Annotated in this window: 27 protein-coding genes and 1 other RNA gene; 15 read left to right on the top strand and 13 right to left on the bottom strand. The window is 65.0% G+C overall.

What is annotated here, in order from left to right:
• Positions 1 to 64: 64 nt before the first annotated feature.
• On the bottom strand, positions 65 to 481 hold the full coding sequence (gene fur / locus H9654_RS13755; RefSeq protein WP_042612306.1) for a ferric iron uptake transcriptional regulator: 417 nt from the start codon (positions 479 to 481) through the stop codon (positions 65 to 67).
• A 103-nt stretch (positions 482 to 584) separates the two neighbouring features.
• On the opposite strand from fur, the gene H9654_RS13750 reads away from it, so the two are divergent.
• Positions 585 to 980, top strand: a complete 396-nt coding sequence (locus H9654_RS13750) for an outer membrane protein assembly factor BamE (RefSeq protein WP_042612307.1) — start codon at positions 585 to 587, stop codon at positions 978 to 980.
• Positions 981 to 1,108: 128 nt separating this feature from the next.
• On the opposite strand, the gene H9654_RS13745 is transcribed toward H9654_RS13750, so the two are convergent.
• On the bottom strand, positions 1,109 to 1,372 hold the full coding sequence (locus tag H9654_RS13745) for an RnfH family protein (RefSeq protein WP_101099725.1): 264 nt from the start codon (positions 1,370 to 1,372) through the stop codon (positions 1,109 to 1,111).
• A gap of 4 nt (positions 1,373 to 1,376) precedes the next feature.
• Positions 1,377 to 1,805 carry a type II toxin-antitoxin system RatA family toxin gene (locus H9654_RS13740; protein ID WP_191771285.1) on the bottom strand — a complete coding sequence of 143 codons (429 nt, stop codon included), beginning with the start codon at positions 1,803 to 1,805 and terminating at the stop codon, positions 1,377 to 1,379.
• A 57-nt stretch (positions 1,806 to 1,862) separates the two neighbouring features.
• Between H9654_RS13740 and smpB the strand changes: the two genes are divergently transcribed.
• Complete coding sequence (smpB, locus tag H9654_RS13735; RefSeq protein WP_042612310.1) at positions 1,863 to 2,366, top strand: SsrA-binding protein SmpB; 504 nt, start codon at positions 1,863 to 1,865, stop codon at positions 2,364 to 2,366.
• A gap of 205 nt (positions 2,367 to 2,571) precedes the next feature.
• Here smpB and H9654_RS13730 read toward each other — a convergent pair whose 3' ends face one another.
• Positions 2,572 to 3,093, bottom strand: a complete 522-nt coding sequence (locus H9654_RS13730; RefSeq protein ID WP_191771297.1) for a hypothetical protein — start codon at positions 3,091 to 3,093, stop codon at positions 2,572 to 2,574.
• 267 nt (positions 3,094 to 3,360) lie between these two features.
• Here H9654_RS13730 and ssrA point away from each other — a divergent pair.
• Positions 3,361 to 3,753: a transfer-messenger RNA gene (ssrA, locus tag H9654_RS13725) on the top strand.
• Positions 3,754 to 3,831: 78 nt separating this feature from the next.
• Here the strand turns inward: ssrA and H9654_RS13720 are convergent.
• Both H9654_RS13720 and H9654_RS17905 read right to left on the bottom strand, forming a co-directional pair.
• Positions 3,832 to 4,005, bottom strand: a complete 174-nt coding sequence (locus tag H9654_RS13720) for a hypothetical protein (protein WP_157825016.1) — start codon at positions 4,003 to 4,005, stop codon at positions 3,832 to 3,834.
• Complete coding sequence (locus tag H9654_RS17905; protein WP_263615087.1) at positions 4,005 to 4,136, bottom strand: hypothetical protein; 132 nt, start codon at positions 4,134 to 4,136, stop codon at positions 4,005 to 4,007. The genes H9654_RS13720 and H9654_RS17905 overlap by 1 nt, the downstream gene beginning before the upstream one ends.
• Before the next feature lie 307 nt (positions 4,137 to 4,443).
• Here H9654_RS17905 and H9654_RS13715 point away from each other — a divergent pair, with 307 nt between their 5' ends.
• Together H9654_RS13715 and H9654_RS13710 are read left to right on the top strand one after the other, a co-directional pair.
• Complete coding sequence (locus H9654_RS13715; RefSeq protein ID WP_191771284.1) at positions 4,444 to 4,896, top strand: response regulator; 453 nt, start codon at positions 4,444 to 4,446, stop codon at positions 4,894 to 4,896.
• A 173-nt stretch (positions 4,897 to 5,069) separates the two neighbouring features.
• Positions 5,070 to 5,453 carry a VOC family protein gene (locus tag H9654_RS13710; RefSeq protein WP_191771283.1) on the top strand — a complete coding sequence of 128 codons (384 nt, stop codon included), beginning with the start codon at positions 5,070 to 5,072 and terminating at the stop codon, positions 5,451 to 5,453.
• Positions 5,454 to 5,523: 70 nt separating this feature from the next.
• On the opposite strand, the gene H9654_RS13705 is transcribed toward H9654_RS13710, so the two are convergent.
• The gene (locus H9654_RS13705) at positions 5,524 to 5,697 is read right to left on the bottom strand and encodes a DUF1328 domain-containing protein (RefSeq protein WP_042612362.1); all 174 of its coding nucleotides are present in this window, start codon (positions 5,695 to 5,697) and stop codon (positions 5,524 to 5,526) included.
• Positions 5,698 to 6,062: 365 nt separating this feature from the next.
• On the opposite strand from H9654_RS13705, the gene H9654_RS13700 reads away from it, so the two are divergent.
• From H9654_RS13700 to H9654_RS13655, 10 genes are all read left to right on the top strand, one after another.
• Complete coding sequence (locus H9654_RS13700) at positions 6,063 to 6,914, top strand: ferredoxin--NADP reductase (protein WP_191771282.1); 852 nt, start codon at positions 6,063 to 6,065, stop codon at positions 6,912 to 6,914.
• Between the two features lie 61 nt (positions 6,915 to 6,975).
• Positions 6,976 to 8,244 carry a beta-ketoacyl-[acyl-carrier-protein] synthase family protein gene (locus tag H9654_RS13695; protein ID WP_191771281.1) on the top strand — a complete coding sequence of 423 codons (1,269 nt, stop codon included), beginning with the start codon at positions 6,976 to 6,978 and terminating at the stop codon, positions 8,242 to 8,244.
• A gap of 2 nt (positions 8,245 to 8,246) precedes the next feature.
• The gene (locus H9654_RS13690; protein ID WP_191771280.1) at positions 8,247 to 9,077 is read left to right on the top strand and encodes a MaoC family dehydratase; all 831 of its coding nucleotides are present in this window, start codon (positions 8,247 to 8,249) and stop codon (positions 9,075 to 9,077) included.
• The gene (locus H9654_RS13685) at positions 9,064 to 9,330 is read left to right on the top strand and encodes an acyl carrier protein (protein WP_101098427.1); all 267 of its coding nucleotides are present in this window, start codon (positions 9,064 to 9,066) and stop codon (positions 9,328 to 9,330) included. The genes H9654_RS13690 and H9654_RS13685 overlap by 14 nt, the downstream gene beginning before the upstream one ends.
• Before the next feature lie 46 nt (positions 9,331 to 9,376).
• Positions 9,377 to 10,267, top strand: a complete 891-nt coding sequence (locus tag H9654_RS13680; RefSeq protein WP_191771279.1) for a diiron oxygenase — start codon at positions 9,377 to 9,379, stop codon at positions 10,265 to 10,267.
• Positions 10,267 to 11,802 (top strand): phytoene desaturase family protein, encoded by a 1,536-nt coding sequence (locus H9654_RS13675; RefSeq protein WP_191771278.1) that lies wholly within the window; start codon positions 10,267 to 10,269, stop codon positions 11,800 to 11,802. Before H9654_RS13680 ends, H9654_RS13675 begins: the two co-directional genes overlap by 1 nt.
• A 59-nt stretch (positions 11,803 to 11,861) precedes the next feature.
• Positions 11,862 to 12,617, top strand: coding sequence for a 3-oxoacyl-ACP reductase FabG (gene fabG / locus H9654_RS13670; protein ID WP_191771277.1), 756 nt, complete (start codon positions 11,862 to 11,864; stop codon positions 12,615 to 12,617).
• Positions 12,618 to 12,651: 34 nt separating this feature from the next.
• On the top strand, positions 12,652 to 12,993 hold the full coding sequence (gene fdxA, locus H9654_RS13665; RefSeq protein WP_191771276.1) for a ferredoxin FdxA: 342 nt from the start codon (positions 12,652 to 12,654) through the stop codon (positions 12,991 to 12,993).
• A 10-nt stretch (positions 12,994 to 13,003) separates the two neighbouring features.
• Entirely contained in the window at positions 13,004 to 13,441 is a 438-nt protein-coding gene (locus tag H9654_RS13660) for a hypothetical protein (RefSeq protein ID WP_225212062.1), read from the top strand.
• Positions 13,442 to 13,532: 91 nt separating this feature from the next.
• The gene (locus tag H9654_RS13655) at positions 13,533 to 14,384 is read left to right on the top strand and encodes an endonuclease/exonuclease/phosphatase family protein (protein WP_191771275.1); all 852 of its coding nucleotides are present in this window, start codon (positions 13,533 to 13,535) and stop codon (positions 14,382 to 14,384) included.
• A 153-nt stretch (positions 14,385 to 14,537) separates the two neighbouring features.
• Here H9654_RS13655 and H9654_RS13650 read toward each other — a convergent pair whose 3' ends face one another.
• The 6 genes from H9654_RS13650 to H9654_RS13625 all read right to left on the bottom strand — a co-directional run bounded on the left by H9654_RS13650 (position 14,538) and on the right by H9654_RS13625 (position 22,380).
• Positions 14,538 to 15,956 (bottom strand): efflux transporter outer membrane subunit, encoded by a 1,419-nt coding sequence (locus tag H9654_RS13650; RefSeq protein WP_191771274.1) that lies wholly within the window; start codon positions 15,954 to 15,956, stop codon positions 14,538 to 14,540.
• Positions 15,950 to 16,687, bottom strand: a complete 738-nt coding sequence (locus H9654_RS13645; RefSeq protein ID WP_191771273.1) for an SDR family oxidoreductase — start codon at positions 16,685 to 16,687, stop codon at positions 15,950 to 15,952. The genes H9654_RS13650 and H9654_RS13645 overlap by 7 nt, the downstream gene beginning before the upstream one ends.
• 69 nt (positions 16,688 to 16,756) lie before the next feature.
• Entirely contained in the window at positions 16,757 to 19,927 is a 3,171-nt protein-coding gene (locus H9654_RS13640) for an efflux RND transporter permease subunit (protein WP_191771272.1), read from the bottom strand.
• Positions 19,928 to 20,025: 98 nt separating this feature from the next.
• Positions 20,026 to 21,273, bottom strand: a complete 1,248-nt coding sequence (locus tag H9654_RS13635) for an efflux RND transporter periplasmic adaptor subunit (RefSeq protein ID WP_191771295.1) — start codon at positions 21,271 to 21,273, stop codon at positions 20,026 to 20,028.
• Between the two features lie 112 nt (positions 21,274 to 21,385).
• On the bottom strand, positions 21,386 to 22,156 hold the full coding sequence (locus H9654_RS13630; protein ID WP_191771271.1) for an SDR family NAD(P)-dependent oxidoreductase: 771 nt from the start codon (positions 22,154 to 22,156) through the stop codon (positions 21,386 to 21,388).
• Entirely contained in the window at positions 22,153 to 22,380 is a 228-nt protein-coding gene (locus H9654_RS13625; protein ID WP_042612373.1) for a hypothetical protein, read from the bottom strand. The genes H9654_RS13630 and H9654_RS13625 overlap by 4 nt, the downstream gene beginning before the upstream one ends.
• Positions 22,381 to 22,403 lie beyond the last annotated feature (23 nt).

The following is a 22,403-nucleotide window of genomic DNA, read 5'->3' as shown; positions in this document are numbered from 1 at the left end:
CCCCGGGCCTGAACGAAAAACCCCGGGCGCGCCCGGGGTTTTTCGTCAACGCTCATGCCAGGGTTCAGCGGCGCTTTTTGCGCACATAGAGAACCAGCGAGTGCTCCTCCAGCTCATACCCGTGATCGGCTGCGATCTTGCGCTGCAGCTCTTCGATTTCAGCACTTTCAAACTCGATCACGTTGCCCGAATCCACGTCCACCATGTGGTCGTGGTGGCCGCCGCGGTCCAGCTCATAGACGGCCTGGCCGCCTTCGAAATTGTGCTTCAGCACCAGGCCGGCGGCCTCGAACTGGGTCAGGACACGGTAAACCGTGGCCAGGCCGATCTCATCACCGTGCTCCAGCAACTGGCGGTAGATGTCTTCGGCGGTCATGTGGTGCTGGTGGTTCTGGGCATTGCGCTGTTCCAGCAACGCCAGGATCCGCATCCGCGGATGGGTCACCTTCAGGCCGACTTTGCGCAGGTCGTGGGTTTCCATATGTCTCCGTTCATTGGCGATTTAGCGCCAGCTGCCTCGGATTGGGTCGCGGTGGCACGCCGGGAGTGTATCATCGGATCGATTTCCCCAAACGCGATTCCCGATGCGCAATCTCCTGCTGGTCGCCGCCGTTGCCCTGTCCACCACGGGCTGCGGCATCATCTATAAGCAACCCATCTATCAGGGCAACCTGGTCCGGGAAGATGCCGTGTCCAAGCTGCAGGTCGGGCAGAGCAAGCAGCAGGTCAACGCCCTGCTGGGCACCCCCTCGGTGGCCGACCCGTTCCATGCCCAGCGCTGGGACTACATGGCCAGCCAGCGCATTGATCGCGTGGGCCGTACCGAAACGAAGAACTTCACCGTGTACTTCGAAAACGATGCGGTCACCCGCTGGGAAGGCGATTACTTCCCGGCCCAGGATTCCAAGCTGGCCACCCAGACCGTGCGTCAGTTCGGCCGCAACCTGCCGAAGGAAAAGAAGAAGGGCGGCGGCGGCTGACCCGGTAGTGACGGCCGCTGGCCGTCAAACCGCTCCAGCCTGATTCTGGTGGGTGATGCCCAGCCTGATGGGTGATGCTGAACCCGGTGGGTGACGACCGTTGGTCGTCACAGCCTTGCCGACCCCACCTACCTGGGCTGCGCCTTCGCCCGTCGCCGACGGTTGTCCTTCGGGTCGGCCAGCAGCGGGCGCAGCAGCTCTACCCGGTCGCCGTCCTGCAGCACCTGATCGGCACGCGCCATGACGCCGTGAACCGCCACCGCCGGGCATGCGTGGCCGCCTTCCAGCGCCGCAGCTGCGATGGCTTCGGCCACCGTAGCGCCTTCAGCCAGCTCCAGCGTGCGATCAAGCACCCGCTCCGGCCAGGCCAGCACCACCTGCACCCGGATCACCCGCTCATTCCTGCTCGTCAGCCACGCGCACGAAATCGTTGACCATGCGGTCGGCCAACCCTTGGAACCCCAGCGCCAGCGCCGGCGCCAGCAACCGGGACTTCGGTTCGAATTCAAGTTCCAGGCTGACCTTGCAGGCGTCTTCGGCCAGCGAATGGAAGTCCCAACGCCCATGCAGGCGCTTGAAGGGACCATCGCGCAGCTTCATGTCGATGGATGCAGGTCGTACCAGGGTGTTCTCGGTCATGAACCAGGTCGAGAACGAGCCCAGTCCAAGGTCCAGGCGGGCGACCAGGCGCTGGTCGCCCTCTTCCAGGATCTGCGCGGCCGAACACCAACGGAAGCGACGCGGATAGGCGGCGATATCGTTGACCAGATCAAACATGCGCGCCGCGGAGTGTTCAACCAGGGCGCTTCGACGGATGGTAGGCATTTCAGGTTCGGCTGCAGGTGATCGACCGGGCGGGCCCGAATCGGAGACAATACGGGAATGAGCAAGAACAGCAGCAAGGATAAAGCAAAGAACGCGACGGCCAACAAAACCATCGCGTTGAACAAGCGTGCCCGGCACGAGTACCACATCGAGGAGCGCTTCGAGGCGGGCCTCGCCCTGCAGGGCTGGGAAGTGAAATCGATCCGTGCAGGCCGCGGCAACATCGTGGACGCATATGCCTATGTGAAGCAGGGTGAGATCTTCCTGATCGGCGCGCAGATCACCCCGTTGATCCAGGCGTCCACCCACGTGGTGGCCGAAGACCGCCGCGAGCGCAAGCTGCTGCTGCATCGGAGCGAGATCGACAAGCTGGTCGGCAAGGTGGAGCGCGATGGCTACACCATCGTCCCCACCGCGATGTACTGGAGCAAGAACAAGATCAAGCTGGAAGTGGCGCTGGCAAAGGGCAAGCAGGACCACGACAAGCGTGACGCCGCCAAGGACCGCGAATGGGCGATTGAAAAGTCGCGGGTCATGCGCCGCGGCAACCGAGACGCCTGACCGCCCGTGCTATTGGGGTGGGTGACGACCGTTGGTCGTCACGCTGTTTCTGTCGCCCGTGCCGCTACGCTCGCCGAGCATGGCTCGGCGCTACCACCCGGGTTGGTCCGGTAGTGACTGGTCCGGTAGTGACGGCCGCTGGCCGTCAACGCGTCGCTTCGGTGGGTGACGGACGTTGGTCATCACGCCCTCCCGCCCCTCCCCCTCAGACGTCCACCGCCCCACCCTGCTTGCGCGGCGACAACGCCGCGTGCATCACCGCCAGGTGCATCACCACGGCCAGCTCGTCAGCATGACTGTCATCACCCGCGCGCCAGCGATTGGCCAGCGTCGCCGCTTCGCCCGGCAGCAACGCCAGCAGCCGCGAGTCGTCCATCGCATCGGCCGCCTGCTGGAGACGGCGCGACAACCGACGCGCCTGCAGCACGTGGGTCAGTGCGCTCACCATGGCCAACGCCAGCAGCGCGATCGCCAAGCCATGCTCGAACCATTGGGACAGAACGTCCGGCTCCGGCGCCCACGCCAGCACCGCCAACAACAGCAGGCCCAGCAGCCGCCAATAGCCCAGCGAGGGTCGCTTGCGGCGTGGCCAGTGCACCACCACCGCACTGGCCACCAAGGCCGCAGCCGCCGTCACCGGCAGTTCGATCAGGCACCCGGCCGCCACCAACGCAACCAGCGCCGTCCACACCCACGGCGGCGGCACGGCCCTGCGCAGGTAGCCCATTCCCACCGGGCCGACCAACTGCCGAAGGCTGCGCTTGTTGCTTACGTCCACCTGTAACCTCGCCTGCAGAGCCAGTCCCCATGCTCGCCCGGCGGGCGTCGCAAAGAGGTCGGGAAGACGTTAACAGTTCAAGATGCACGCTTGCTACCGGAAAAACGCGCGTTTGCGTGACTGTTCAGCCGGATTGGCGTAGCATCATTGGCGTTGGGCAGCCCTGCTCCAAGTCATCGGAACCGGGCCAGTACTTGCAGGCACTTGTTTGAAACCGGGGGTGCATTGGTTTCGACGGGGGTTGTGAAGTCGCTTGGCGCATGCCGAGGGGGTAGCTTTCCTCGTAAATCCAGCTGCAAAACTCTAGTTGCCAACGACGACAACTACGCTCCGGTCGCACTCGCAGCCTAAAAGCTGTTGAGTTAGACCTTCTGCCGACTTAGGCGGAGCCTCGAAACTGCTTGTGTCCATGCTCGCAGCGTAGAGTCATTATCATGGAATCGAGCTGGGCGGCTGCCTGTCAGTCCAGCACTAGAACGCAACAGGCTTGTTCCGGGATGTGCTTCGCACACCGTGCTGTTCCGGGACGAGACTCAACGGTGAGCTAAGCATGTAGAGCTGGGGATGGAGTGCCTTCGGACGGCGGTTCAATTCCGCCCACCTCCACCATTGATTGGACCGAGAAGGTCCGCGAGAGCCCGGAAACCCCAGCAATTCAAGGGTTTCCGGGCTTTTTCGTTTATTGCTTCACTCGTCTTCCTGCAGCGAACCACGATGGATGCGCGACAGCCTCCAGCCCGCATGGGAGCGGAAATACCCGGTGTCGCCGGTCAGGGCATAACGGAATGCCGCCCAGGCCGACACCAACGGAGACGCGCGCCATCGGCGGGCTTTTTCATACGCATAACGGACAGCACGCATCAGGCAATCGATCTCCTGATGGCATCGCGCCGCACGCGCAGCTTCTTCCATACCAGGGTGGCCGCCTGCAGCACGACCAGCGTCGAGGCAAAGGCTGCGGCGATGCCGAGCAGCGCAATCATGAGCTCCATGAGTGAGTCCTGTGTGTGGGGGGGGCACGCCTACGCAGGCTTTCGCCTCCGTGCAGAGTCCCCCTGCCGACCCTTCGCGCCCCGTCAATTTGTCGACGCGACGGTTAAACCCGCGTGATTCTGACGCATTTGACTCACCGGGAAGTTCAGGGTGGGAGGCGCATCACAGAACAGCCTGAACGCGCATCCTGAAGCGTTAATATTAACCGTTCATCGGAGTACTGACAGCGAGCCGGCCTCATGCAAATCTATGCGCCCCCCCACGCCAGACCCGTGACGCTGGCGACTCGATCCTGAAGGACGCTGCATGAGAGACCTGCGACCGATACTGCTCGTAGAAGACAGCCTGCAGGACGCAGAGCTGACCATCGCCGCACTGGCACGCTGCCAGTTGCTCAATCCCGTCATCCACGTGCGCGATGGCCAAGATGCGCTGGATTACCTGCGCAGCACCGGACGCTACGCCGGGCAACATCACGGCGGGCCGGTGGTGGTGCTGCTGGACCTGAAGCTGCCGAAGTTGAATGGCCTGGAAGTGCTTGCCGAGATCCGTGGCGATGTGGCGCTACGACATACCCCGGTGGTGATGCTGACCGCCTCCCGCCAGGACCGCGATCTGGTGAAAAGCTACGAGGTGGGCGTGAATGCGTTCGTGGTCAAGCCGCTCGCCTTCGATGAATTCGTATCCGCGGTGCAGGAGCTCGGCATGTTCTGGGGAATGACCAACCAGCCGCCGCCGCCGTTCGTGCCGGCCGCCTGAGGCGGGCCGCCCGCGCAGTCAGGTCCGCAGGTGGCGATAAGCTTTCGCCACCACGCGGCAGACCACATGAAACGGATGAATCTGCAAAACGAGAAGCAGCCAGCGCTGCACCCGTGGCAGCGCCGAAGCCGAGCCACCGCTATGCTCGCTGTCCGATCCCACAGCGATGTCCGATGTTCCACCATCTTTCTCTTGGCGTAGGCGACCTCACCCGCGCCGGCCGCTTCTACGACGCCGCCCTCGGCGCACTGGGTTATCGCCGCGTCTTCGACGGCGAGCAGTCCATCGGGTATGGCCTGGTCGACGACCAGGACCTGTTGCTGCTCAACCTCACTGACGATGCCGCCCTGCCGCGTGACGGCTCCCACATCGCGTTTGCCGCGACATCGCAGGAGGCAGTTGATGCCTTCCATCGTGACGGTGTTACCGCTGGCGGCCAGGACAATGGCGCGCCCGGCCCCCGCCCCGATTACGGCCCCCACTACTACGCGGCCTTCCTCATCGATCCCGACGGGCACCACGTGGAAGCGGTGCTCAACAGGCCCGGCATCGGCTGATCCCCGCCCTATCAAAAAGCCGCATCGTCACCGATGCGGCTTTTTCATTGCACGAACGCCAAAGGACCGATCAGGTCACTTTCTTGGCGATCGTCATGCCGAGCAGGAACAGCACCACGGCGATGATGATGCCCGCCCAGAACAGGAACTTTGCGATGCCGACCGACGCGCCGGCGATGCCGCCGAAGCCGAGGGCACCGGCGATGAGGCCGATGATGGCGAAGATGATGGCCCACTTGATCATGACATTCCTTTCCGACAGGGAGTTACGTGTTGGCCCAAGCGTAGCGGGACACATGTCGTGCGCTGGTGATCCTGTCGATTGCGTCGGGTGAAGAGGCTCGACAGGCATTGCCGACGACGTTGCACGGAAACCACTACCGCCTGCCCCGCACAATGTCGCGTTCGCAACAAACGGGCTCCGGCCATCATAACTTTCCAAACAAAATGCCGATCGCGTTGCGACACTTTATGAAATCAAAAACACAGAGATGACGCCTTTAACATTATGTCTATACGTTGACGATTAACACTGTGACCGACCGCACACCCGCTGCGCTACTCCACAACTAAGGTCGCACTTCCTACATTCACGCGGTCACAGTTTGAATGAATGCCTCCGACGTTGCGCAGCATGCGACCCACGCCCTTCCGGCACTGGAAGATAAGTCGACACCGGCTGCAGGAAAATCAAACAGGGTAGAAAGCGTCCTCGCCGTTCGCCATTGGAATGACAGCCTTTTCAGTTTCACCACGACCCGCTCACCCTCGTTCCGGTTTGAAACTGGCCAGTTCGTGATGGTGGGACTGCAACGGCAAGGGCGCCCGCTGATGCGCGCCTACAGCCTGGCCAGTCCGAGCCATGAAGAGCATCTGGAGTTCTTCAGCATCAAGGTGCCCGGCGGCCCGCTCACCACTGAACTCCAGCATCTGCAGCCTGGCGATGGAGTGCTGGTGGGTAATAAACCGACCGGCACGTTGATTCTTTCCGACCTGCGGCCAGGCCGGGTGCTTTACCTGCTCTGCACTGGCACCGGACTGGCCCCATTCCTTGGCCTGGCAGGCGACCCGGAAACCTACGCCGCATTTGAAAAAGTGGTGCTCGTACACGGCGTGCGAAGAGCGGCCGACCTCGCCTATCGCGAATACATCCAGGAGGAGTTGCCGCGCCATGATTATCTCGGCGAGGCGGTCCGTTCGAAACTGGTGTATTACCCGACTGTCACCCGCGAGCCCTTCCTGCACCAGGGGCGCATTACCGACCTGATCGCCAACAACCGGCTTTGCGATGACATTGGCCTGCCTGCGCTTTCGCCCGGCAGCGACCGGGTAATGATCTGCGGCGGGCCGGCAATGCTGGCAGAAACACGCGCCCTGCTCGATGCCCGTGGCTTCGCCGTTTCGCCAGGACGCGGTCGCCCCGGCGACTACGTCGTGGAACGCGCCTTTGCAGATGCCTGATACCCGATTGCCGCCATCACGCGGCGACCTCCCATGCCCCTTGCTGCAGGAGACCAGCACCATGGATATGCCCGTTACCCCGCCCCCGCGCCGCGTCGCCATCACCGGATACGGCGCCATCAGTTCGATGGGCGCCAACGCCGATGCGATATGGCAAGCGATCATGGCCTACCGCGTGGGCTACAAGCGATACACCCACGATGATCCAGCCATTACTGCGCGCTATTTCGGCTTCATCGATGACTTCGGACGCGAGCAGATGCGGCCGTTCCCGAAGAAGACCTCCAAGATGCTGCCGCTGTTCGCCAAGTACTGCCTGGTCGCGGCCGAGGAGGCGATCGGCATGGCATTCGGCGACACCGGTCTCGACGACATCTGCACGGCGTTCGACCGTGGCGTGATGCTCGGCACCGGCTGGGGAGGCCTGGATACCGCCAACGCCAACAACAATGACTACCGCCAGACCGGCGTGGCGACGTCGTTCGCTACGGTCATGTCGATGTGCAACGCGGCAACCGCCGGTGTCACCATGAACTGGAACTTCCGCGGCGTGCAGAACAGCCCGGTGGCCGCCTGCGCGACGGGCACCATCGCCATCGGCGAAGCCTACGAGGCCATCCGTAGCGGGCGCGCCAAGGTCATGCTGGCCGGCGGCAGCGAGTCGTTGAAAGAACAGTTCAACGTCTGGTCGGTCGATGTGATCCAGGCCCTGAGCAAGGAGCAGGACGACATCCGTCGCGCCTGCTGTCCGTTCAGCCAGGACCGCAGCGGCTTCGTGCTTTCCGAAGGCGCAGCCGTGCTGTGCCTGGAGGACTACGAACTGGCACGGCAGCGTGGCGCCCGCATCCTCGGCGAGATCACCGGCTACGCGAATTTCTCCGACGCCTACGACATGACCGCACCGGCCGAGGACATGCAGGCGCGTGTGCAGGTGATCCGCCAGGTGTGCGTGCAGGCTGGCGTGGCACCCGAAGACATCGGCTACGTGAACCTGCATGGCACCTCCACGCCGCTCAATGATGTCAACGAAACCAAGGCGGTGAAGGAGGCATTGGGCCAGGCCGCGCATGCGATCCCGATGTCCAGCACCAAGTCCTATACCGGCCACCTGATCGGTGCGGCCGGCGCGCTGGAGGCGGTGCTGTGCCTGAAGGCCATCGAGCATCGCACCATCCCCGCGACGATCCACCTGGACCGCCCCGACCCCGAGTGCGACCTGAATTACGTGGCCAACCAGCACCTGCACGACCAGGACATCCACAACGCCTTGAACCTGAGCTTCGGCTTCGGCGGCGCCAACGCGGGCGTGATGATCGCCCGGGCGGAGTAAGCATGGACCTTCGTTTCGACAGCCAGGACATCGAAGCCTGGGCGCGGCTCTCGGGCGATCGCAACCCCATCCATTTCGACCGTGAAGCCGCCCTGCGCATGAATGCCGCCGACGTGGTGGTCCACGGCATGCTGGCGATGCTGCCGATCAAGCAAGCGCTGGGCCGGGCGGCGGCGGCGGAGCCAGGGCAGGACGCCGCCCCCTGGATCCATTTCAAGACACTGTTGAAGGCGCCTGTCCTGCGTGACCGCGACGTCAGCCTGGCGCTGCTCCATCGCGTGGACCGGACCGGATTCAAGCTGCGCCCCTGCACGGGCGCTGCGGAGCATTTCATCGGCAGTGCACGCCGTATCGAACCGCCTGCCTGGGAGTCCGACGCGCGCCGCATCACCCTTCCGGTCGGCGAAACCGAAGCCTGGCTGCGCCACTTCGAAGACGGCCTCGGCAAGCAGCTGGATCAATGGGTCGCATTGGATGCGCTGGTATTCGGTGACTTCATCCGGTACCGCCTGTGCACCGCATTCGATCGGCTTGGACCGGCCTTGCGCCTGGACGAACAGCTCGAGCACATCCAGGACCTGAGCTCGCACCTGCTGGTGCAGACCACGCACCAGACCGTATTTGCCGGCGAACTCTGCTGCGCCGGCGCGCTTCCCCCCGTCGTCGATTACCAGATCGACAACATCGACCTGGTCGAAAGTGACGATGAAGCAGTGGGCACGCTGGATCTCGGCGTACACCTGCAGCAGCGCCACGTCATGACCATCACCTTGGGCCTGATGATCCGGAAACTGGCCCACCCACAGGAGAAAGATACCCATGAACACCACTGAATCCGTATTCAACGTCATCCGCGAGCTGATCCTGGAACTGAAGGATGACGAGATCGAGAACATCACCTTGGAGAGCACCATCGAAGGCCTGGACCTGGACAGCCTGGACTTCGTGGAAATGCAGGTGGTGGTGAGAAAGAAGCTTGGCGTGGCGATGGATCCCAAGGCATTCGCCAGCCGCAACATCGGCACGCTCCAGGCGCTTTGCGACTACATCGTGGAACTTACCCAGGCAGCGCAGGCACCGGCTTGACCGGGTGTTGTTTCCTGCCTGACCAAAGCGCCTCAAAGGAACCACCATGCAGACAGAAACCACGCTCACCATCGCCCCGTCCCGGATCGGGAAAGTGCTCCGCCTCAGCGAAGCCTCGCACCTGGATACGATGGACCACGCCACGGTACTGCCGTGGAATGAGCCGATCGACAAAGGCATCGCGCCGAAGAACCTGGACCACCTGTGGATCGCCGGCACGCCCTTCGCCGGGGCATTGACCGAGGCCAACCGGCTCGAACTGGCCTGGCTGGAAACAGCGCGCGACATCTCCATGTTCATCTGGCTGGAACAGACCCTGCCACCGTTGTACATGGGTTACATCACCCGCGACCACGCACGCATCGCGCCGGAGCTGCAGGAATACCTGATGGTGTTCTCCAAGGAGGAAATCGTCCATACGCTGACCTTCAAGCGCTTCATGGCCAAGGCCGGCCTGCCGCTTTTCCAGCCGCCGCAGGGACTGTATTCGCTGCTCACCGACACGCTGCCGGCCATGGCACCACCGGTGGGCGTGCTGTTCACCCTGCTGCTGGAATGGGTGGCGGAGATGGGCGCGATGCATACGACCCAGGGTCCGGACGTGGAGCCGATGACCCGCACCCTGTTCCGCGCACACCATCACGACGAAGCACGGCATATCGCCTTCGGTCGCTGGATCGCCGAATCCTACTTCGAAACCGCCAGCGCGGAGGAGGTCGAACAGGTGCGTGCGATGTCCCGGCAGATCTTCCCGCGGCTGATCGACATGTACACCTACAATCCGGAGATCGCGCTGCACACCTCGTTCGAATTCCCGGTCCAGCCAGACAATCCCGCGGCGATCGAAGCGGTGTGGCGCTCCGAGCACAACGCCCGCTTGAACCTCGAACGTTTCTCCGCGCTTTATGCGTGGATGGACAAACTGGGCCTGCGCTGATGACACAGCAGCGCTGGGACGCCATCTTCGTGGGCACCGGAATCACCAGCCTGGCCTGTGCGGCCCTGCTGGTGAAGCAGGATCCCTCCGCGCGGCTGCTGCTGATCGACAAGCACATTGTCGCCGGCGGCTATGCGTCCACGTTCTCACGCCCGCGCCTGGAGGCGACGTTCGACTGCAGCCTGCACAAGCTCAGCGGCATGGACGAGGAAGGCAACCTGCTGCGGATCCTGCGAAGCCTGGGCCTGGAGGCAGAGCTTGGGCTGGTGCGGCCGGCTGACTATTTCTGCGCCCGCCGTGCCGAGCAGAGCCTGGTACTGCCCAATGATGCGGCCGGCGTTCAAGCCTTGCTGACCGCACGCTTCCCTGGCCAGGAGGCGGGCATCGCTGCCTTCTTCGAGCATGTGCTGACACATGGCCGCAATGGCTATTATCAGTTCCAGATGCAGGACGGCAGCTTCGAACCGGACATGGCACAGCTGCGACATGCCCACCGCCACCTGAAATCCAGAACCGTCTACGAAGGCTTGGCCGAGCTGGTCGACGATCCCTTCCTGGTCGAACTGCTGGCCGCCCCGGGCATCTATGTGGGCGGCTATCCAGAGGATCTCGGCTACCTGTACTACCTGCACGTGGTGTATGCCACCTTGTGTCGGGGCAATGCCTACGTCACCGGCTCCTCGCAGCACCTGTCCAACCTGCTGGCGCAGCAGGTGATCGATGCCGGTGGTCAACTGCTGCTCGGCACGGCAGTCGAGCAGGTGCTCACCGATGGGAGCGGACATGTCACCGGGGTGCGCACCCGGCGTGGCGTGTTTCATGCCGACCAGGTCTACATCAACGCATCCCCCCACTACGCTGCGGGCAACCTGTTCGGCGAGGAGGTGGCGTTGGAGGACACGGTCGGCAGGCTGGCCGCGCTCAAGCCTGCGCGTTCGACCACCACGGTCTACCTGGTCACCGACGTGGACCCATCCACGCTGGGACTTCCCCACACCGAATCGATGCTGTTCGCCGACGACCCGTCTGCGGCATTCAGCGCGCGCAGGACCGCGACGCAGGTGGGTGCCGGCGAGGCTGCCAGCGAACATGCGTATTGGCAGTGCTCGCCCATGGAGGTCACCAATTACCGGGCGCTGGATGCGCGGGGCGGCAACGTGTTGTGCCTGAACGTGCTTGACTCGGCCGCGCACTGGCCGCAGCGGCGCACGCCCGCCTATCGGGAGAAGAAGGTCCGCGCTGCGGCGACGCTGAAGGAGCGGTTGCTACGCCAGGCGCCCGCGCTGTGCGGGCACGTGCTCCACACCGAAGTGGCGACGCCGCATACCTATGCCCGGTTCACCAACAACACCGAGGGTTCGGGCTACGGCGCCATGGTCGGCACCAGCCTGAAGGGCCACACGTTCCACCACGGGTTCCCCGTACGCGGTGTCCATTTCCTCAGCGCGTGGGTTGCCGGACCCAGCTACGAAGCGGCATTCGGCTATGCCGAAATGACGGCCAGGCAGTGGACCAGGCCGGCCGCCCGCGCATGACCGCCGCAGCATCCAGCAACGCGCAACGCACTTTACAACGAGTCGAACGGGAGACCGACATGCAGACACTCACTTCATCCACCAGCGCCTGGGTGCTGGTTACCGGCGGCAGCCGCGGCATCGGCAAGGGCCTGGTGAGAGCGCTCGCCACCGAAGGCTATACCGTGGCCTTCACCTACCAGTCCTCCGCCGAAGCGGCCAGACTGCTTGAACAGGAGGTCGCCGCTGCGGGCGGGAACGCGCACGGCATCCAGTGCGATGGCCGCGACGCTGCCGCGGTGGAGCAGGCCTGCGAACGGCTCATCGAACGCTTCGGCGAGCCGTATGGCCTGATCAACAACATGGGCATCACCGGCGACCAGTTGATGTTCAACCTGGACGTCGAACGCTACCGCGACGTGGTGGCCACCAACCTGGATTCGGCGATCTATTTCAGCCGGTTCATGTCGTCGGCGATGGTGTCGGCGGGCCGGGGCCGGATCATCCAGATGTCCTCGGTGACCGGCCTGAGAGGCAACAAGGGCCAGGTCGGCTATGCCGCCACCAAGGCGGCGATGATCGGCATCACGCGGACCCTTGCAGTGGAACTGGCGCGCTTCAGGATCACCGTCAACGCCATCGCCCCCGGCTTCATCGCCACGGAAATGGTCGAGCAGATCGATCCTGCCATCCGCAGATCGATCACCGCCGACATCCCGCTCAAACGCCTGGGTGAGGTCACCGAAGTCGCTGCATTGGCCAACTTCCTGCTGTCGTCCAGCGCCGGCTACCTGACCGGCCAGACCTTCGTGATCGACGGTGGCCTGACCGCTTGAGCTTCATCATCCCCTCAACTGCAGGAGGTTTTCCATGACCTATGTCGTGACCGAGAACTGCATCCAGTGCCGGCACACCCTTTGCGTGGACATCTGTCCGACCGACGCCTTCCACGTGGGCCCCAACTTCATCGCCATCAACCCGCAGGAATGCGTGGACTGTGGCCTCTGCGTCCCGGAATGCCCGGAAGATGCCATCCTCGCTGACAACGCGCTGGATGCAGGCAACCAGCACTTCCTGGCCCTGAATGCCCGGCTGGCGCAGCGCTGGCCGGTGTTGCTGGAGCGCATGCAACCGCTGCCGGACCACGCTCTGTGGAGCGGACGCAGTGACCGCCTGGCGCTGCTTGAAGAAGACGCCGAGGCCCGTGCATGAGGCAGGCCCGGTGATGCCCTCTTCCGGTGCGCCGCTGCTGGTCACCGCAGCAGCACTGACCGCACTGGCCGCGCTGCTGCACCTGGTGGTGATCCTGCAGGGCCCACGTGGCTACCAGTGGTGTGGTGCAGGCGACCGTATCGTCGCGGCAGCCCGCAACGGCAGCCGCGTTCCGGCGGCGCTGACCAGCATGATCTGCGTCGTGCTGCTGGCGTGGGCGGCCTATGCGCTGTCCGGGGCGGGGCTGATCGGTCCCCTGCCCCTGTTGCGGCCGGTGCTGGTTGGCATTTCCAGCGTCTTCCTGCTGCGCGCGCTGCTGGGCCCATTCGTACTGGTTGGCAACGGGCGCAGCGCGCGCTTCGTCTGGGTCAGCTCGGCCATCTGCCTGCTGTATGGGCTGGTGTACCTGGTCGGGCTGGTACAGCAATGGGACGCGCTGGCCGGTTGATCCGGCCAACCAGCCGGAACGGCACATCCCATCCCTTCCCTTCCATGCGACCCTTGCCACGACCGTGTTCGCCTGGAATGGAGGGATTCTCATGTTGCATCGTCTGCGGCGCCCTGCCGCTTTGCTTCTGCTTGCGCTTGCGCTGCCTGCTGCGGCGGCCACCCCGCCCGCACCGCTGAAGGTGATGTCCTTCAACGTACGCACGCCTGCCGATACCGCGCCGCAGAAACGCTGGCCTGATCGTCGTGAGGCGCTGGTGGCCACCATCCGCACTGCGCACCCGGACGTCATGGGTACGCAGGAACTGGTCAAGGAGCAGGCCGACTACCTTGCCGCGCAGTTGCCGGACTACCAGTGGTTCGGCGAAGGGCGGCGTGGCGGTGATGGTGATGAGCACATGGGCGTGTTCTACGACGGCAAGGCGCTGGCGCTGGAGCAGTCCGGCAACTTCTGGCTGTCCGATACGCCGGATGTGCCAGGCAGCATCAGCTGGGGCAACCTGTTCCCGCGCATGGTGACCTGGGGCTTGTTCCGTCGTGTGTCGGACGGGCGGCGCTTCTACCTGTTCAACACCCACCTGCCCTACCGCGAAGAAGACGAGCCGCAGCGCGTACGTGGTGCAAAGGCGATCGTGGCGCACCTGAAGACGCTGTCGCCGGATATCCCGGTGGTGGTGACCGGCGACTTCAACAGCGAACCTGGTGGGCCGACCTACGCGGCCTTGACCACCGCCTTGCAGGATGCACGCACGCAGGTGGCTGCGCCGCGTGGACCGAAGAAGACCTTCCATGATTTCACCGGCAAGGCGACCACCGAACTGGACTGGGTACTGGTGCGCGGCTTCAAGGCGCGCAGCTTCGCCACCCTTGACGGACGGGTGGACGGCATCCTGCCGTCCGATCATTTCCCGTTGCTGGTGGAGCTGGAGTGGGAGGCGCGGTAACACAACGGCGTGCCGGGCAGCGGCCGCCCCCACTACCGGGGGCCTGCGCTGGGTAGCGCCGAGCCATGCTCGGCGAGCGCAGCGGCAAGAGCAGGAGCGTGACGACCAACGGTCGTCACCCACCGGCCAGCGGCCGTCACTACCGATGCTGCGTCAGTTGGCCAGCGCGACGGTTGGCTGGGCGGCCTGGCCCCAGCCGCCGAGTGCCTTGTACACACCGACCACGCTGACGTTGACCTCCGCTTCGGCGGCGGCCAGTGCATCGTCGGCCGACAGCTGCGTGCGCTGCGCATCGAGCAGGGTCAGGAAGTCTTCGGACCCTTCGCGATAGCGGATCTGCGCCAGTGTTTCCGCACGCCGTGCGGCCTGCGCCTGCTCAGCGACGATCGCCAGCCTCGCCTGCTGCTTGGCGTAGCGGGTCAGCGCGTTCTCCGTGTCTTCCAGCGCCAGCAGCACGGCCTGTTCGTACTGCGCCGCCACGCCATCGGCTTCGGCCTTGCTGGCCTTCAGGCGCGCGCGCACGGTGCCGAAATCAAACGCGGCCCAGCTCAACGACGGGGTCAGCGACCACGCTTTGTTGTTGCCGTTGACCAGCCCGCTGGCATCGCCACCAAGGAAGCCGACGAAGCCGCTCAGCGACAACCGCGGGAACAGATCCGCCGTGGCAACGCCAACCCGTGCGGTGGCCGCGGCAAGCCGCCGTTCCGCCACGCGTACGTCCGCCCGCTGGCGCAGCAGTTCCCGGGTGTCGCCCAGCGGCAATGCCTTGGCGAAGGCCGGTACATCGCGCGGGGCGAGCAGGCCGTCCAACGCATCCGGACGCAGGCCCAGCAGCACTGCCAAACGATGCCGCGACTGGGTCTGGGCCACTTCCAGCAGCGGGATGTCCGCTTCGATGGCCTTCAACCGGGCACGACTGCTCTGCACGTCCAGCTCGCTGCCAGCGCCCAGGTCCCAGCGCGTTTCGGTCAGCTTCTGGGTGTCACGCAGGTTGCCCAGGGTCTGTTCGGCTACCGCGATGCGCTTCTGCGTGCCGCGCAGCTCGAAGTAGTTGCGGGCCACTTCGGCGGCGACCAGCACCTGGGCGTCGGCGAGGTTGGCCCACTCCGCATCCAGGTCCGCGCGCGCGGCTTCGGCGGCGCGGCGCTGGCGACCGAACAGATCCAGCTCCCAGCCGGCGTCGAAGCCGAGCTGGTAGGTCTCACTGAACACCCGGTCGCCACCGGCCAACGCATCAGGCTGCTTGCGGCGGTCGTACGAACCGCCCGCGGTGACGTGCGGGGCCTGGTCCAGGCGGCTTTCAACGAACACCGCACGCGCCTGCTGCACGCGCGACACCGACACACGCAGGTCCAGGTTGTCGGCCAGCGCGCGGTGCACCAGTTCCTCCAGCACCGGATCATCGAACTGTGCCCACCAGGTCGCCACCGGCGACTCGGTGCTGTACACCGGCGCCGCCGATCCCTGCAGGGTCACCGGTGCTTCCACCGGCGCCTTGTAGTTGGGTCCGACGGTCACGCAGCCGGCCAGCAGCACGCTGGCCAGGGCAACCACCAGGGTTTTGATCACCACGGCAGCACCTCACCCAGGTAGGTGAAGCTTCCGTTCGGGCCATCGGCATCCAGCAGCGCCATCTGCACGCTGGACTGCGCACCCACGGACACTTCCACTTCGCCCTCACCACCGTTCATGTCGGTCTTCACGTAGCCCGGATGCACGGTATTGACCTTGTGCGCGGTGTCGCGCAGTTCGTAGGCCAGCTGTGCGGTCCAGGCATTGACCGCGCTCTTGGACACGTTGTAGGCCGGCACCTTGAAGTCGTAGATCGGCGAACCCGGCTGGCTGTGCAGGGTGACCGAACCGAGCAGGCTGGACACATTGACGATGCGCGCAGCGGCCGACTCGCGCAGCAGCGGCAGGAACGCCTGGGTCACCGCCACCAGCGCGAACACGTTGGTGTCGAAGGTGCGTCGCCAGGCATCCAGCGACTGCTGCGACGGCGCCAGGCTGATGTCATCGACCAGGATGCCGGCGTTGTTGACCAGGATGTCCAGGTGGCCATGGCGCTGGCGCACCTGCTCGACGGCAGCGGCAATGCTCGCCTCATCGGTGACGTCCAGTTCGATCGCTTCCACCGGCAGCCCTTCGGCCTGCAGCTTCAGGGCGACTTCCACGGCGGTGTCGCGCTTGCGGCCGGCCAGCAGGGTATGCACGCCGGCCTGCGCCAGCTGGCGCACGGTCTCGGTGCCGATGCCACGGGTGGCGCCGGTGACCAGCGCAATCTTGTTGGTATTCGCGTTCATTGTGGGGTTCCAGGTTGGGTCAGGGGGTAGCGCCGGGCGATGCTCGGCGGCTACCGGGGGAGGAACGGATCAGTGATGCAGCGTGGATTGGCCGTGGGTCACCAGTTGGCCACCGCCATTGCGGGTGACGAACTTGCGCAGGGCCACGTAGAACACCGGGGTCAGGAACAGCCCGAACAACGTTACGCCCAGCATGCCGGCGAACACCGTGATGCCGGTGACCGAGCGGACCTCGGCGCCTGCGCCATGCGACAGCACCAGCGGCACGGTGCCGGCGATGAAGGCGATGGAGGTCATCACGATCGGGCGCAGACGCAGGCGGCAGGCTTCCAGCGCCGCTTCGACGATGCCCTTGCCACCCATTTCCAGCTCCCGGGCGAACTCGACGATCAGGATCGCGTTCTTGCACGCCAGGCCCATCAGCACCACCAGGCCGACCTGCACGAACACGTTGTTGTCACCGCCGGTCAGCCACACGCCGAACAGCGCGGACAGCAGGGTCATCGGCACGATCAGGATCACCGCCAGCGGCAGCGACCAGCTTTCATACAGCGCGGCCAGCACCAGGAAGGCCAGCATCACCGCCACCGGGAACACGATCAGCGCGGCGTTGCCCTGGGTGGCCTGCTGGTAGCTCAGGTCGGTCCATTCGGTGACCATGCCGGGCGGCAGCACCTGGGCGGCGATCTCGCTCAGCTTGGCCATGCCTTCGGTGGAGGACAGCAGGCGCGGATCGGTTTCACCGGCCAGGTCGGCGGCCGGGTAGCCATTGAAGCGCAGCACCGGGTCCGGGCCGAACGTCTGCTTGACGGTGACCATCGAACCGATCGGCACCATCTCGCCACGGTCGTTGCGGGTACGCAGGCGACCGATGTCTTCCACGCTGTCACGGAACTGTCCGTCAGCCTGCGCGATCACCTGCCAGGTACGACCGAACTGGTTGAAGTCGTTGACGTAGGCCGAGCCCAGATAGGTCTGCAGCGTGTCGAACAGCTCGGTCAACTGAACGCCCTGTGCCTTGGCCTTGACACGGTCCACCTCGGCATCCAGCTGCGGCACGTTGGCCTGGTAGCTGGTGATCGGGAAGGCCATGCCCGGGGTCTGCGAGACAGCACCCTGCATGGTCTGCACGGCCGTCTGCAACGCACCGTAGCCCAGGTTGCCGCGATCTTCGATGAACATCTGGTAGCCGTTGCCGTTGCCCAGGCCGAGGATCGGCGGCGGCATCATCGAGAACGCAAAGCCCTCCTGCAGCGCGGCGATCTTCTGGTTGATCTCCGCATTGATCTGCGCTGCGGTACGCCCATTGCGTTCGCTGAAGGGCTTGAGCGGTACGAAGGCCACGCCGGTGTTGGGCGTGTTGGTGAACTGCAGTGCATTGAGCCCGGGGAAGGAAATGGTGTGCGCCACGCCATCGGTTTCCATGGCGATCTGCGCGACCTTCTTCAGCATCGCGTCGGTCCGGGCGATGGAAGAGCCTTCCGGCAGCTTCACGCCGGCGATCAGGTACAGCTTGTCCTGGGTGGGGATGAAGCCCGGCGGGACCAGCTTGAACATCACACCGGTGCCGACCAGCAGCAGGGCGTACACCACGAACACCGCGCCACGCTTGCCGAGGATGTTCGACACGCTGCGCTCGTACTTCTCCGAGCTGGACTTGAAGAAGCGGTTGAACGGACGGAAGATCCAGCCGAACAGTCGGTCGATGATGCGCGTGGGCGCATCCTTGGCGGCGTCATGCGGCTTGAGCAGGCGCGCGGCCAGGGCCGGCGACAGGGTCAGCGAGTTGATCGCCGAAATCACCGTGGAAATGGCGATGGTGACCGCGAACTGCTTGTAGAACTGGCCGGTGACACCGGACAGGAAGGCCATCGGCACGAACACTGCGCACAGCACCAGCGCGATGGCGACGATCGGGCCGGACACTTCCTTCATCGCCTGGTGGGCGGCCGCGGTGGGTGACAAGCCTTCTTCGATGTTGCGCTCGACGTTCTCCACCACCACGATCGCATCATCGACCACGATGCCGATCGCCAGCACCAGGCCGAACAGGCTCAGCGTGTTGATCGAGAAGCCCAGCAGGTACAGCGCGGCAAAGGTACCCACGATGGACACCGGCACGGCGATCAGCGGAATGATCGAGGCACGCCAGGTCTGCAGGAACAGGATCACCACCAGCACCACCAGTGCGATGGCTTCCAGCAGGGTGGACACCACGGCCTTGATGGAGTCACGCACGAAGATGGTGGTGTCATACACCGCTTCGTACTTGACGTCGGCCGGGAAGGTCTTCTGCATCTCGTCCATGGTGTTCATGACGGCGTCGCGGATTTCCAGCGCGTTGGCGCCCGGCGCCTGGAAGATGCCGATACCCACTGCGTTCTTGCCATCCAGCTGCGAGCGCAGGGTGTAGTCACCGGCGCCCAGTTCCAGCCGGGCAACATCGGACAGACGCACCACTTCACCGTCAACGCCGCTCTTGAGCACGATGTCGTTGAATTCCTGCTCGCTCTTCAGCCGGCCCTGCGCATTGATCAGGGTCAGGAACTGGCTGTTGGGCATCGGTTCGGCACCCAGCTGGCCGGCCGAGACCTGCACGTTCTGCTCGCGCATCGCCCCGACCACGTCGCTGGCGGTCAGGCCGCGCGCGGCGATCTTGTCCGGGTCCAGCCAGGCACGCATGGCGTAGTCACCGCCACCGAAGATCTGTGCATCACCCACGCCCTGGATGCGCGACAGCGCGTCCTTGACGTGCAGGCGGGCGTAGTTGCGCAGGTACAGCGTGTCGTACTTGCCGTTCGGCGAGGTCAGGTGCACCACCATCAGGAAGGTCGGCGACTGCTTCTGGGTGGTAACGCCCTGCCGCCGCACGTCTTCGGGAAGACGGGCCTGGGCCTGCGCCACGCGGTTCTGCACCTTCACCGCCGCCGCGTCCGGGTCGGTGCCCGGGCGGAAGGTGATGGTCATCTGCAGCACGCCATCGGAGCCGGCGACGGACTTCATGTACATCATGTCCTCCACGCCGTTGATCGCTTCTTCCAGCGGCGTGGCCACCGTTTCGGCGATCACTTTCGGGTTGGCGCCCGGGTACACGGTGCGCACCACCACCGAAGGCGGGACGACGTCGGGGTATTCACCGGTCGGCAGCAGCGGGATGCTGATCAGGCCGGCGGCGAAGATGATGATCGACAACACCGCCGCGAAGATCGGCCTGTCGATGAAAAAGCGGGAGAAATCCATGGGAATGTCCTTGGGTTTGGCCGGCGCGGGGGTGCAGCCACCCTGCCCCTGCCGTGCTGGCAGGGGATCGGGGTTCGCGGTGACGCTGGCCGGATGGATCAGTTCAGTGCGGCGGTTTCACTACCAACCCGTGCCGGTGCGGGTGCCGGAACGGGGGCCTTTGCAGGGGCAGCGGCAGGCGCGGTGCCTGACTGCATGGCCACCGGCTTGGCCTGTACCGGCATGCCCGGCATGAAGACCTTCTGCACGCCGTCGACGATCACCTTGTCGCCGGCCGCCAGTCCGTTCTCCACGATGCGCAGGCCTTCGGCACTGCGACCCAGCGCGATGTCGCGGCGCTGCGCCTTGCCGTCCTTGTCGACCACGTAGACGTACTTGCGGTCCTGGTCGGTCAACACCGCGCGGTCATCGATCAGCATGGCCTGGAACTGGCCGCTGCCGAGCAGCTGCACGCGGGCGAACAGGCCCGGGGTGAACTGGCGGTCGGCATTGTCCAGCAGCGCGCGAACGCGGATGGTGCCGGTGCTGCGGGTCACCTGGTTGTCCAGGAAGTCGACCTTGCCTTCGTGCGGGAAGCCCTGCTCGCCGCTCAGGCCGATGCGCACCGGCAGCGATTCGTCGCGCTCGCTGGGGCGCTCACCCTTGCGTGCCATCTGCGCATAGCGCAGGAAGGTCGCTTCGTCGGCATCGAAGTACACGTGCACCTTGTCCAGCGACACCAGCGTGGTCAACACGCTGGCCGCATCGCCGGCGCTGACCAGGTTGCCGGCGGTGACCATCGCGCGGCCCGCGCGGCCGTTGATCGGCGCGCGCACTTTGGTGAACTCCAGGTTCAGTGCGGCCGCATCCAGGGCCGCCTGCGCCGCCTGCAGCTGGGCGCCAGCCTGGTCGGACGCCGCACGGCGCTGTTCCCAGGTTTCGGTGGAGATGGCCTGCTGTTCGGACAGGCGCTTGGCGCGCTCGGATTCGCCGCGGGCCAGCGTGGACTGGGTGCGGGCGCGGGCGACTTCGGCCCGGGCGCGGTCGTACTCGGCCTGGTAGCTGCGGGCATCGATGGTGAACAGCACATCGCCCTTCTTCACTTCCTGGCCTTCGATGTAGTTGACCTTGTCGATATAGCCGGAGACGCGTGGGCGCAGGTCGACATTCTCGACCGCTTCGACGCGCCCACTGAACTCATCCCACTGGCTGACCTGCTTGACCAGCACCGGCGCGGCGCTGACTTCCGGGGCAGGCGGTGCGCCGGCTTCTTCGGCATGGCTGCCACTGCAGGCAGTAAGGATGGCCAGGGCCAACGCCGAAACCGTGGCAAAGGCCACGCGGCGGGTGGTGCGGTGGAGGGGCATCATGGTGTTCATGGCATGTATCCGTAGGGGGTGGTGATACGGGTGTTCTGTCGTTCGTGGTGCCGGTCGGGCCGGCGGCCGGGGGATGGTGCGACCTCAACAAAGGTTGAGGTCAAGCACTCCCGGCCGATTCGCGCCAGCGCGGCGGCGCGTCCAGCTGCAGCAGCCCGCGAGGCAGCTGCGCATCGCGCGTATCGCAGCGCACGATCGCGCGGTTGTCGTGACACTGGTCCAGCAGCGAGACCAGGCGACGGCCGACCAGCAACGCGCTCGGCCACTCGATGCAGGCGTTGGCGGCGTTGCTGGGCGTGCACACCGGCGCACCGACTTCCAGCAGCTGCGCACGCACGCCGATCGCCTGCGCTTCCTGGTGCACCACCTGCGCGTACATGCGCAGTGCCGCAGCAGTGATCGAGGAATCACCATGCGCGGCCCATGGCTTGAGGCCGGCGGGGCTGCCGATCATCACGAAGCGGCGCGGGTGGTGGTGGTCCTGCAGCAGGGGCAGCAGGTGGCGGACGGCGTGTACGTGCGGCATCAGGTCCAGCTGCAGGGTCTGCATCAGCGCATCGCCGGGACGGTCGATGACCCGGCCACGCGCATAAGGCCCACCGAGCGCTGCGACCACCGCGCCCAATGGGCGCTGGCGTGCGGCGACGCGGTCGGCGACCACCTTGGCCGATTCGTCATCGGCCAGCGAGCCGAGCATGGTCTCCAGGCCCGGCTCGTCGTCGAACTGCAGCCGCAGTGCGGCCAGCCGGCCCGGATCGCGGCCGACCACCAGTACCGGGCTGCCGGCTTCCAGCAGAGCACCGACCACGCCCTGGCCCACGGCACCGGTGCCGCCGAGGACAAGGACCTCCGGGGCCAGCGTCCCGTTCACGGGATATTTCCTCCCATCTGCGGGACAATACCGATGCGACCCAGGCGATCCATGCCACGCGGGCGAATACGCAGGGCACCGCCACGCTGCTGCCGCGGGACGGCGGTGAACTCCCGAAAATCCTTGTTAACCAAGGAACTGGGACGATTTTCGACCGTCATCGCCTGGTCCAGGTCGTGCTGGTCGGCGGAGCGGAAAAGGTTGAGAATGTTGCGCAGGCTCATGGCTGATGGCCTCCGATTCGGGA

It is taken from the genome of Stenotrophomonas lacuserhaii (assembly GCF_014836545.1).
Classification (GTDB): domain Bacteria; phylum Pseudomonadota; class Gammaproteobacteria; order Xanthomonadales; family Xanthomonadaceae; genus Stenotrophomonas; species Stenotrophomonas lacuserhaii.
Note: the sequence above shows the minus strand (reverse complement) of the source record. Positions and strands in the feature narration are given on the sequence as shown.